This is a genomic window from Sphingobacterium corticibacter (genome assembly GCF_003076635.1).
Taxonomy (GTDB): domain Bacteria; phylum Bacteroidota; class Bacteroidia; order Sphingobacteriales; family Sphingobacteriaceae; genus Sphingobacterium; species Sphingobacterium corticibacter.
In genome coordinates, this window is record NZ_QDKG01000001.1 from 860,672 (window position 1) to 872,590 (window position 11,919).

Consider the following 11,919-nt stretch of genomic DNA (forward strand, 5'->3'; position numbering starts at 1 on the left):
CAAAAGCATAGTTATGTATATCGCAGATAACGTAAGAAAATCGTTGTTGCGGATGGATGGTGAAAATTGGAAAGCGTTGGTTACTTAAAGCTTAAATTTTGTAAAATCTAGTGTTGCAGCTTTGGCACTTATACCTTTTCAGTGGTAGGAAAAATAGGAAAAGCTTGATCGTCGTTGATCTAGGCACCCGTAAAATATAATTTTCCTGTCCACATTTGGGACAGTGGATTGATAGATCTTCTTTCAGACTCACGCTATGTAGTATATTCGTTGTATGCTGTGATTATAAAATTTGTCCAAAGGTAATGTCTTGTCAACAGATATTGACCTATTTATTCAAAGAATCAAAAAAATGTAGCTGATTTTCTACGGCTTTAAAGTATTAATATATAGTGGTTTAATGCTTGATATGTACTCTATTTAGTTTTGTTATTGTAGAGAAAATACAGCATTTCGCTAGAATTATAATTTGTGATATTTCTCGTCTGTTAAGTGCAGGTATTGACGGACATCGTTTCCAAAGCCAGTTTTGCTGCAATCTTTTCATTCAATATCTGACGATCTGATGTGCTTTTGTGAAAAACTGTGGGCGAAAATAATCTATACGAATAGCAAAGCCCGTAAAAAATTACTTTTACGGGCTTTGATTTGTCTAAGCTTTTGGCTGGAGAACTATCTTTCCCACCAGACTTTCGTGTTAAATCCGTCTTCACCGATACGATCGACTACCTCTCGATAGTTATCCGGATTGAACCGCTGCACATCATTGTGATACATAAATCTTGATGGCATAATACCATCGTTCACCATAAATTCTGTTTTTGGCAAAACTGGATATCCAGTACGACGATGCTCATACCATTGCTGGTAATCGTTGAAGAACAAAGCCAAATATTTCTGATTTAGTACTTGCTCCAAGGTGCCGTCAAATGCAGCGGCTGGATTAGAAAAGTAATCGGCTGGCATCGTACTTCCTGGCCACTGAGTCAAAGCTGCTGAAACACCTCTTTCATATGCTTCTTTAGCCAGATCCAACTGTTGAAAATGTAATGCTACCTCTGCTTTAATGAATTCGACCTCTGCATAACTCATAATTACTTGTGTTATCGGTGTACCGATGGCATCGTAAATCATCAAGTTGCCATTTGGTGTACTTGGCGCATAATCGAATTGCGACTCGTCGCCCGAGTGAGCGCTTGGTATACCTTTGTAGCCAATGGTTTCCTGTTTTCCGTCTACTAAGCGGCTAGCCTGCGTCATAAATAACGGTCTGCGTGGATCTTCTAGATCATTCAACATGTCCACAAAGAAGCTAGACATAGCTTCAAAATTGACATAATCTTGGCGACGTGCCCATGCATAATTGTACGGAGCTAGACCGGTGACAGTTAGTAATGCAGCCTCTGCATTCGATGTGAAAATGGGGTAGGTTGTTGGATCAGCTAAGATTTGACGAATACGATTGTAGCTGTCCATTTCCGTACGTTTAGAGGTGCGTAGCAATAATCTTAATAGCAAAGAGTTGTTGAATTTGCGCCATTTTGTTTTATCATTGTTAAACAAAACATCATTGCCGCTCATAGTGCCTTCACCACTGTAGATCGTATTTGCTTCTTCCAGATCTGCAATCATCTTGGCATAGATTTCTTCTTGTGTATCAAACTTTGGTTGGCTCACGCCTTCCTCTGCACGTAACGCTTCGGAAAAAGGAACGTCGCCGAAAGCATCTGTCAAAATACCGCCAATGTAAGCTTGCAAAGTCGATGCAACAGCCAGATATGCTGGCTGACCGGATGCATCTGCTGCTTCGCGCATCTCACGTACGTTGCGTAGCCAAGAATAGCAAGTGTTCCATGTTCCGTTACCAGCACCGGGCGTCAAGTCATAGCGGTGTACGCCCAACTGTACGCTTGGATTTGGCAAACCAACTTGCATAATTTGCCACGTAAAGTCGTAGCTGCGTACCGTAAAATAATTGCTCATGCCGTAGATCGTCGGTGTGACCAAACTGCCTGGCGTAACTTGTTCAATACGATTGGGATCAATGTTTAGTTCATCGAACTCACTCGTACACGAGGTTTCGCTAAATAATATGGAAGCTCCAAGGAGCATATAAATAATTTTTTTCATCTTCTTGTCTTGCTAATAATTACAGAGATAATTGTAAGTTGAAGCCGTAGGTGCGTGGTGTCGGCATTTGCCCCATTTCCACACCTGGCATAATCACGTCGCCATTCAATGCAGCGGTTTCTGGATCATAGATTGGAAACTTAGACCACATAGCCAGGTCGCGGCCAAATAATGCTAGATTTACATTTGAAACGCGTAATCGTTTTGCCACTGATTGTGGTAAGTTATATGCGATTCTCAACTCACGGAGTTTCAGATACGACGCATCAAAGCTGTTTGTTTCCACGTTGGCACGACGGTAATAGTCTCCGTACCAAGTGTTGATTGCTGCTGCCGTGGTATTTGGCGAATACGTGCCATCGCTATTGCGTACCACACCATCGCCCACGATTGTCATGGTTTCTCTACCATAAAGTGTGTGCGCTAATTTACCTTGTTCCGTCATTTTGTGGTGGGTCTGCGAATAGATAAGACCACCGTATTGACCATCTAGCAATACGCCCAAGCTCCAGTTTTTGAAACGAAACTCATTATTGAAGCCACCGCGCCAGTCGGCATAAGCATTGCCGATCAACTGTGTTTGTGTTGGACGTAGGGCTAAACCTGTTTGTGCATTGTACACCACTTGGCCATCTTCATTACGAACTAGTCCGAATCCGTATAGATCACCTGTAGTACCGCCTTCGCGCGCAATGATGGAGACCGCTCCAGCACCACTTTGTGCAATAATCTGTTCTTGTGTATCTAGATCTTCACTCAAAGTTAATATCTTGTTGTGATTACGCGCCCAGTTGACCGTAGTTGTCCAGCTAAAGTTGTCTGTCACCACTGGGCGTCCGCTAAGTAGAACTTCGACGCCGCGATTGCGGATCTTGCCACCATTAATAAAGGCACTACTATATCCAGTCGTGATATCCAAGGGCACGCTCAATACTTGATTGATGGATAAATTACTGTAATAATTAACGTCTGCATTGATTCGGTTGTTGAACAGGGAGAAATCAACACCTGCTTCCCACGACTTGGATATCTCTGGTTTCAAATTGGCATTGTGCAATACAGATGGTGCATTAGCCGATCCTGCAAATGGGGAAGTTTGAAAGTATTTATGAATCCGATATGGATCGGTATCGTTACCTACCATCGCCCAGGATACGCGAGCTTTTGCAAAAGAGATAACGCTCGGCAATTCAAAAATTTCCGAAAGAATGTAACTTGAGCTTACCGATGGGTAGAAGTACGATCTGTTCGCTGCAGGCAAAGTGGATGACCAGTCATTACGCCCCGTGATATCTAAAAATATTTTATTTTCCCAACCTAGATTCGCAAAAGCGTACACACTATTCACTTGCCCACCGATGGCGGTAACCTCCGATACGGCGACACCCATAGCATTGCTCAATTTGTAGATACCTGGCAACGTCAATCCGCGCGCGATGGCATTATTATTCTTGCTATCGTATTTTCTTATATTACCACCCAACGAAGCAGATAGGGTAAATCTGTCATCCCAAGATTCGCGGAAGGTAAGCAAAGCATCCGTGTTAGACTCCAAGAAATTAACGTCTTGCTGTTTGTAATAGCCTCTTGGAAAATTGGCCGTATCGAATGGTCTTCGGCTTTCACGTTGGTCCTGACGTAGATTTAGGCCGGAGCGAAACATCAACTCCCATTTCGGATTGAAGGTATACACCCCTTGTAAGTTTCCATCAATGTTCATACTGTTGATGCTGTTCGTCATTTCGTACAGGATCACATAAGGGTTCTCAATGTACGAGCTGTACGGATGTATCTGTTGCAATTGGTTTTGGCCACGCTGCCATCTTGGTTCATAAACAGCTAAGTCAACATTAGGGTTCTGAAAGATGGTAAAGTAGTTGATAGATTGGTTGTTATACCCTGTTCCTGGTAAATTGTCACTGGTTTTGCTGGTGTACGCAAATTTAGCATTGATTTTCAACTTGTCGGAGATCTGTGCGCTTGTATTTAATGAAGCGACTAAGCGCTCAAAACCAGTGTTTTTTAAAATCCAATTGTTTTTAGTGTGTGTTAATGATGCACGTGCTGAAAAGCGATCCGTAGCACCATCCAATGCAACGCTATTGGTAAATGTGCTACCTGTTTGATACAGATCGCGCACATTATTTCTGTAGGGTCTCCAAGGTAGTCTCTCCGTAGACTGTGCTTCTATTGAAGGGTCGTACTGAAAGTAAGATTGCCCATCAAATTTTGGTCCCCATGCGCTGGAGGTAGATCCCGTATTAGGACCATCTTCTGAGAGGCCATACGAATAATACAATTCACCAGCGGCGTTGCGGTTATTATTTCCTTGGCCATATTCATACTGCATATCTGGCCAACGCAAAATGTCGTTCATCGCGGTGTTGGAATTTAATGTAATACCCACTTTTCCATCGCGATTCATGCCGCGCTTGGTAGTGATGATTAAGGCACCATTACTCGCACGGCTACCATATAAAGCAGCTGCTGCGGGGCCTTTTAATACCGTGACGGATTCGATATCATCTGGGTTAATATCACCAAGGCCATTACCAAAGTCGATTGGAATATCTTTGTCGCCCGAAGATACACCAGCACCGTAGGCATCGTTTACACCAGATGTGGCTCGGCCCGTACTGTTAATCATTGGAATACCATCGATAACGATTAGCGCTTCGTTTTTGGACGGATCTAAGGAGCGATCGCCACGCAAGTTGATTCTAGCGCTGTTCAATGGACCGGAGCCTGCTTGCGTTAGATTCAAACCGGCTACTTTTCCTTTCAATCCGTCCGACCAGTTGGTTGGCATGGCGTTGGTTAATTCGTCACCTTTGATTGTACTTACTGCATACCCCAGTTCACGTGCTTCGCGCTTGATTCCCAATGCGGTCACGACTACGGCATCGATGTTGGCCGAACCGGTTGATAGATCAATCAACAAATTGCTTTGAGCCTGATCAACGCGGACAGTGGCTTTGTCAAAACCGATGTTTACGACGGTTAATTCGCTTCCGGCTGGTACCTGCAAGTCGAATTTTCCATTTTCGTCTGTTTTTCCTAGTACTTGATTGTTTACCATTATCGTGGCTCCCGCAATAGGCATTTGATCGCTCGTGCTCCGCACCGTACCTCGGATCCGGATGTTTTCTTGCCATGTCGCGACCGCGGAATCCGATGCTTTAGCAACGTTTGATTCACTGAGCGATATCGCTAGCAAGAGTAATACGTACTTGATTTTTCCGATTTTTCGAAAAAAGACTGTCTGGTAGAAATTCATGTCTTTTAGTTTGTTCCCTAATAGTTTTTCACACGGTAGTGTGGTAGTTTTTCGTGGGCAAAGGTATAGTCGCTATGTATCGTCCATGTTAGGATAGTGTGACGAAAATGTAAATAGCGCTAAGGGTCGTATCGTATGATGCGATGGAAAACCGCTGCATAGAAAGGTTAAAGTCGCCCTCAAATTAGTATAAGGACAATATTTCAAAGATTGTCACTTACCTACCGTTATCGTGGGTTTTATCTATGTGTTAAATACCTGTCTTTCCTTACTTAACTTTAGTGCGCCAATTCTGAGAAATTACGCAAACGATTGCATGGTTCTAACTTTTTCGAAAGTGTCTGGATTTTGCCATATTGCAGTACGCTTTTAGCGAACCAATTTTCAGCGCAACTACTTACGTAAAACATCAAACACAATCATGGAAAATGAAAACGATCTGATATTGTCGATAGCAGCACACTTCCAAACAGAAGGGGTGATCTCGCAAGTGAAACGTTTTGGATCGGGTCACATCAATGATACGTTTCGATTAGATACTGAAAAAGTGGGTGATCCATCATATTTACTGCAGCGCATAAATCGATTCATTTTCCCAGAACCTCAACATTTGATGGATAATATGGATTTGGTGTGTGGTCATTTGCAGACCAAGTTTGCGCACTTGGGAAAAGAACAGGTGCAACGTAGAACACTTACCATTATCCCAACAAAGCATTCTAAACTGTATCACGAAGATGCCCAAGGTGACAGCTGGCGGATGCTTTTATTAATCGAAAATACACATAGTGTTGATTTGGTAAGGTCACCTGCACAGGCATATGCTGGTGGCGCTGCTTTTGGAGCATTCCAGCGCCAGCTGGCCGATCTCGAGGCAAAAAAGTTACATGTGCTTTTGCCACGATTTCATGATGTCGACTATCGTTTGGAGAACTTAAGAAACGCATTGATTACACATCCTATGGGTAGAACGGTAGAGCCTGAGGTGCAAAAACTGTTGCAAGCAATGGAAATTAGAGAAACTGATATGCGGCGAGATTTTATTGAACGTATTGTAACAGTTTCACCCTTAAGGATCATTCATAATGATACAAAATTTAATAATCTCCTACTAGATCAAGATGATCGGCCTCAGTGTGTGATCGATCTGGATACCGTGATGCCGGGTTATGTCGCTTTTGATTTTGGTGATGCTATTCGTACCATTATTAATAGCGGACAGGAAGACGATCCTGCCTTGGAAAATATTACCTTAAATATACCGTTATTTGAAGCGTACACAAATGGTTACTTACAGGAAGCTGGCTCTTTCCTCACCGAACCGGAGATGGATTCATTACTTTATGGTGTATATTTGCTGCCATATATGCAAATTCTACGATTCCTGACTGACTATATAGAGTACGATCCTTATTATAAAACCGAATACCCAAGCCATAATCTAGTCCGTGCGCAAGCACAATTTAAGTTGCTTACCGAATTGGAAGCGCACCGGACTAGATTGCAATATATCTTACATCAATTTGCTGCTTCTTAGTTTCTATGCTTCTCATAAACTTTATATCTGCTCGTGTCCAGGATTGGCAAAGCTATCATGACGCCGTTAGCGTATTTTCAGAAAGCGAATGGCAAGTAATTGATTCTGTCAATTGGCCAGCTCAGTTTTCTTATGCACCAACAGTACGGTTCCAAGCTATGTATAGCGCAGAGTTTCTGCTATTACATTATGCTGTGGAAGAGGAGTTTGTTCGTGCCTGTGCTGTACGACATAATGAAGCGGTATACGAAGATAGCTGTGTGGAATGCTTCATTTCGTTTGATGAAAAAAAGACTTATTTCAACATAGAATTTAATCTGTTAGGTACGGGGCTGATCGGCCACAGAAGCACTATCTACAAAGAAAAAAAGCGATTAGATGTAGATCTAGTGAATCGTGTAAGTACATTCACCAATGTGCAACAGATCGCAGGAAAGAAGAATTGGCAAATGATAATGGCTATACCCTTCGAAATATTAGGACAAGATGGTACTACACTTTCAGGCAAATCGGCACATGCTAATTTCTATAAGTGTGGTGATCAATTGCCCGTACCACACTATCTATCTTGGAAGCCGATTGATACACCACAACCGACTTTTCATAAAGTGGAATACTTTGGCGAGATCGTTTTTTTGTAGCTTAATCTTTGCTCAAAGATAAAGAGCCTGTCGTGCCGTAAGCAGTAATCACAATACCTGTTACGATAAAAAACAATCCGACAATCTGTACCCAAGATAACGATTGCTTGAAGTACAGTGCCATGCCGAACTGAACAGTTACAAAAGTACCTCCAGAGCATAATGCAATAACGATCGGTTGTGGGAAATAACGAAACAATTGGATCAAAAACCAGCTTGCAGTTAATAATATGGCATTTCCCGCTATAAATGCATGCCAGTGGTATTTCGGGTAGATGCCGCCATACTTGAACAAGACGCTCGATATCAACTGACAAGCCCAAAAGGCAATAAAATATAGCGCATTCATATTTCAATATTTAATGTGACAAATCTACCTATTTTCATTGAAATTTGATATTCTTGCCAATAGCCTGTTGTAAATCCATTCTTTCTTTGTTAAATTACAGCAAACAGATTCGAACCTATGCAATACGAGCGATTTTTGAATTATCTAACCCACGAAAGGAGGTTTTCGAACCACACCGTGATCGCGTATGCGCTGGAGTTAGAGCGATTCGAAAGCTTTCTAGGAGCCGAGCAGATGGTGCTGGATCAGGTTGGTTATCGTGTGTTGCGTTTTTATATCAGCGCACAGAAGGAGTCGGGTAGAGCATCTACTTCTGTCAATCGAACGATCTCTGTATTGAAGTCTTTCTTTAAGTACTTGCTCAGAGAAGGAGTCGTGCGACAAAATCCGGCCACAGCCTTGAAGTCATTGCGCACACCTAAAAAACTTCCAGTCACGGTAGAGAAAGAAAAATTGGTGGCACTGCTCGATCAGAAAACAAGCGAAACCCAAACTTTTGCGGAAAGACGGGATTTGCTGGTGATGGAATTGCTGTTTGGTACGGGTATTCGCCTTTCCGAACTCTTGGCTATTGCCGATGAAGATATAGACGGATACGGTCGACAGATTCGGATTTTAGGAAAGCGGAATAAGCAAAGATTGGTGCCAGTTCACGATCTGCTTTATGATCAGATAATTAGCTATCAAATGGAAAAGAAATCTGCGTTTTTACAAAACATGTCGAACCATTTGATCGTTACCAATAGAGGGAAGCCTGCTTATGCATCGATGATTTATCAGATAGTAAAAAAAAATCTGACACTCGTCACTTCACAGAGCAAACGCAGTCCGCACGTGCTGCGGCATAGCTTCGCCACATCGCTGTTAGACAATGGAGCTGATTTGAATGCGATAAAAGAAATATTAGGTCATGCTGGATTGGTGGCTACACAGGTGTACACACACAATTCGGCGGAGCGATTAAAGTCAATTTATAAACAAGCCCATCCAAAGGCTTAAAAAAAGGAGGAAAAATGAATATTACTGTACAATGCATTAAATTTGATGCAAACCCTAAGTTAGTTGAGTTCATTAATAAGAAAGCAGAAAAGCTGGAGCAGTTCCTAGACAACATTATTGACGGACTTTGTAACTTACGTGTGGAAAGTGTCGGAGGTGAGGCCGACAAGTTTGTAGAGTTCAAGTTTAATATCCCTGGAAATCAATTATTCGCCAAGGCACAAGCTAAAAGTTTTGAGGAAGCAGTTGATATTGCATTGGAATCTATCCGACGACAGATTAATAAACATAAGACTAAAACGCGTACCAATGCCAGTAATCATAAAGAGGTGATTAACCAGACAGAAGAGTTTTAGATAAACAAGATGGCGCAGTTATGCGCGAACTTATCATAAGAAAAGGGAGCCATTTGGTTCCCTTTTTACGTTACGTCTATCATCATTGCTGTGATAGATTAAATGTCGCTGACGTCGTCTTTGGCTACATTAGGGTCCTCCGTGTCAGGCAAATCTTCTGGTTCGCCTTCTTCTGTATCGGGAACAGGAATATTTTCGTCTGTCTTATCTGGGTTATCCACCTCTTTCGTATCTTCACTACGTTGTTTTTCACCACCTTTATCATCGCGAATTCGTTGATCTTCAGTCGGCTCAATCTCCGAGCGATAATTGATAGGACGATTGTTTGTCATGGCCCAAGCCTGAATGCCGGGTGTAGGATGATGCAATGGATTCGTATAGCAAAGAATAGCTCCAATAATGATGCGAGAGTTTTGAGTTTGTTCGTCTGTTTTTTGTTGTGTTGTCGTCATGTCAGTACTAGTTTTAGAAATGCAGCGCTATTAATTGAACAGTAGACTTATAAAAAAGTTTATAAAATATGGCGCTTAATTTCGGGTTAGATAGCTTCTGAAATAATGTTCGTCAGATTATGTTCTGCGATATAAAGGTACTAATTGGATTGTTATCTATTATTTAAGAAATTATAAACCATTATGTATCTCCATACGTGAAATTCAGAGATCTAAACATCGTCTGTTCGAAAGTATTCGAGAATGTTAAATCTTTAGTTTAAGTTTTTAAGGGTTTACCGTAGAAAAAAATACGCAATAAAGCGCAGTTTAGTGAAATGAAAATAACGGCCCAAGATTATATCATTCAGGCAATACTAGAATGTCTTGAAGATACCATTCAAGGAAAAGGAATCAAATTGTTGAATCACGTGTCCTACGATCTCAATAAAACAAATAGTTATATACATTTTATTCCGAAGGACGGTAGGGAGTTTGAGTCTATCGATGCATTTTGGTTAGGATTCATAGTAAAGGAATATCTATAGGGGAGATGAAACTAAATAAATATATGGATATTAGTGAGAATTTATGACTAAACATCCCCTTTTCCGTCAAGCGCTCCTGATTGCTGGTATTGCGATAGCTATATTTAGCATATACACTTTCGCGCTTTCTAATGTCCCTACAGATCTAAAACTTCGTGAGTACGTAAAATTCTTATGTAATGTAGGAGGTACATTACTTCTTATCATACTATACATCAGGTATAATGAGGGCAAGAATTGTAGGTCCTAATAGAGGATGAAATATATTTCTGATGACAAACTGAAATATTTTTTTATCAAAATAGAGAGAATTGAAAGCATTTTTTTAGTACGTGTATAATAAGAAATTGTTAAATTTCCCTATTTATTGAATTTATATAAAAATTTTCATTATCATTGTGTCATAATAATATGTAAGCCCAGCCCCCGGGTAATAAATAGTAGTTAGGTACTGACCTCCTGAATTCTGGTAGATACGGGAGGTTTTTTTATTCTCCTATAGATTCTCATAGGTACGCTGTTGGTACACTATTTGAAAGCCACATTTTCTGGGAACGTAATTAATAGCAATAAAAAAACGCATTAGTTTTGACTAATGCGTTTTAAAGTGTTACTTGGTGGGAAATACTGGGTTCGAACCAGTGACCCCTACCTTGTCGAGGTAGTGCTCTAAACCAGCTGAGCTAATTTCCCAAAAAAAATACTTGAGGTGATTTTTCATCACTTTTTAGAGGTGGTGCCAGCTGGATTCGAACCAGCGACACAAGGATTTTCAGTCCTTTGCTCTACCAACTGAGCTATGGCACCTTAAGTTTTTATTTTGTATCTGTTACTTTCAGATTTAGGTTGCTACCGGCATTTGCTGCTGATAACGTTACAAAGGTATAAAAGTGTTGTTTAATTGCAAATGCTTACTACATAATAATTCGTAATAGGCATCTAATCACCATAATAAAATTGTGCTTACATATCTTGGTAATAGTAAAATAGCACCTATCTCGCTGTAAATAGATTTTTTTTTAGAATTTGATTAAATTGCTAGAAGAGCTGTGATCGTTTTATATGGTATAAAAGCAATTATTTCGGGGTCTAAATTCAAATTATTATCAAAGAGATGGTGTCAGATTTTTTAAGTAGTGCGAAAAGTCAATTTGCGTATTATAAAAAGTTGGGTGATGCAACTTTTAATCAGCTTTCAGAAGATCAGCTTTTTCACAAATACGATGCACCAAGCAATAGCATCGCCAATATAGTGATGCACATGCATGGAAATATGCTGTCGCGTTGGACAGATTTTCTAACCACAGACGGTGAAAAGCCTTGGCGCCATCGGGATAGAGAATTTGAAGATCCTTTGGTGAATAAAGCAGCATTGCTGCAGCGATGGGAGGAAGGTTGGGCTTGCTTATTTCAAGCGCTAAACTCCTTGCGGGAATCGGACTTTGCGAAAGTGATTTATATTAGAAATGAAGCACATTCTGTTGTGGAAGGCATCAATAGGCAATTAGCCCATTATCCGTATCACGTCGGGCAAATCGTATTTATAGGAAAGATGCTTCTTGGTAATCAATGGGAATCACTATCGATTCCCAAAGGAAAATCAGCCGATTATAATATAAGCATGCTGACTAACCCTAAAAAGCAGTTCTAA

The 11,919-nt window shown here is 40.9% G+C and carries 10 protein-coding genes and 2 tRNA genes; 6 read left to right on the top strand and 6 right to left on the bottom strand.

Annotation, left to right across the window (positions count from 1 at the left end):
- Positions 1–672: 672 nt before the first annotated feature.
- Positions 673–2,130, bottom strand: coding sequence for a SusD/RagB family nutrient-binding outer membrane lipoprotein (locus tag DC487_RS03660; protein WP_116774573.1), 1,458 nt, complete (start codon positions 2,128–2,130; stop codon positions 673–675).
- 19 nt (positions 2,131–2,149) lie between these two features.
- A complete protein-coding gene (locus tag DC487_RS03665; protein WP_116774574.1) occupies positions 2,150–5,407 on the bottom strand; it encodes a SusC/RagA family TonB-linked outer membrane protein in 3,258 nt (1,085 codons plus the stop codon).
- 421 nt (positions 5,408–5,828) lie between these two features.
- Here DC487_RS03665 and DC487_RS03670 point away from each other — a divergent pair, with 421 nt between their 5' ends.
- The gene (locus DC487_RS03670; protein WP_116774575.1) at positions 5,829–6,944 is read left to right on the top strand and encodes a phosphotransferase enzyme family protein; all 1,116 of its coding nucleotides are present in this window, start codon (positions 5,829–5,831) and stop codon (positions 6,942–6,944) included.
- A gap of 5 nt (positions 6,945–6,949) precedes the next feature.
- Positions 6,950–7,585 (top strand): carbohydrate-binding family 9-like protein, encoded by a 636-nt coding sequence (locus tag DC487_RS03675; protein ID WP_116774576.1) that lies wholly within the window; start codon positions 6,950–6,952, stop codon positions 7,583–7,585.
- A 1-nt stretch (position 7,586) separates the two neighbouring features.
- Here DC487_RS03675 and DC487_RS03680 read toward each other — a convergent pair whose 3' ends face one another.
- Positions 7,587–7,934, bottom strand: a complete 348-nt coding sequence (locus tag DC487_RS03680; RefSeq protein WP_116774577.1) for a hypothetical protein — start codon at positions 7,932–7,934, stop codon at positions 7,587–7,589.
- 117 nt (positions 7,935–8,051) lie between these two features.
- Here DC487_RS03680 and DC487_RS03685 point away from each other — a divergent pair, with 117 nt between their 5' ends.
- Positions 8,052–8,933: a tyrosine-type recombinase/integrase gene (locus DC487_RS03685; RefSeq protein ID WP_116774578.1), complete on the top strand. Its 882-nt coding sequence runs from the start codon at positions 8,052–8,054 to the stop codon at positions 8,931–8,933.
- Positions 8,934–8,947: 14 nt separating this feature from the next.
- Complete coding sequence (gene hpf / locus DC487_RS03690) at positions 8,948–9,289, top strand: ribosome hibernation-promoting factor, HPF/YfiA family (protein ID WP_116774579.1); 342 nt, start codon at positions 8,948–8,950, stop codon at positions 9,287–9,289.
- 98 nt (positions 9,290–9,387) lie between these two features.
- Here hpf and DC487_RS03695 read toward each other — a convergent pair whose 3' ends face one another.
- Positions 9,388–9,741 carry a hypothetical protein gene (locus DC487_RS03695; RefSeq protein ID WP_116774580.1) on the bottom strand — a complete coding sequence of 118 codons (354 nt, stop codon included), beginning with the start codon at positions 9,739–9,741 and terminating at the stop codon, positions 9,388–9,390.
- Between the two features lie 317 nt (positions 9,742–10,058).
- Here DC487_RS03695 and DC487_RS03700 point away from each other — a divergent pair, with 317 nt between their 5' ends.
- Positions 10,059–10,268 (top strand): hypothetical protein, encoded by a 210-nt coding sequence (locus DC487_RS03700; RefSeq protein WP_116774581.1) that lies wholly within the window; start codon positions 10,059–10,061, stop codon positions 10,266–10,268.
- A gap of 615 nt (positions 10,269–10,883) precedes the next feature.
- Here DC487_RS03700 and DC487_RS03705 read toward each other — a convergent pair.
- Positions 10,884–10,961, bottom strand: a tRNA-Val gene (locus tag DC487_RS03705).
- A 41-nt stretch (positions 10,962–11,002) separates the two neighbouring features.
- Positions 11,003–11,075 (bottom strand) — tRNA-Phe (locus DC487_RS03710).
- A 307-nt stretch (positions 11,076–11,382) separates the two neighbouring features.
- Between DC487_RS03710 and DC487_RS03715 the strand changes: the two genes are divergently transcribed.
- Positions 11,383–11,919, top strand: a complete 537-nt coding sequence (locus tag DC487_RS03715; protein ID WP_116774582.1) for a DUF1572 domain-containing protein — start codon at positions 11,383–11,385, stop codon at positions 11,917–11,919.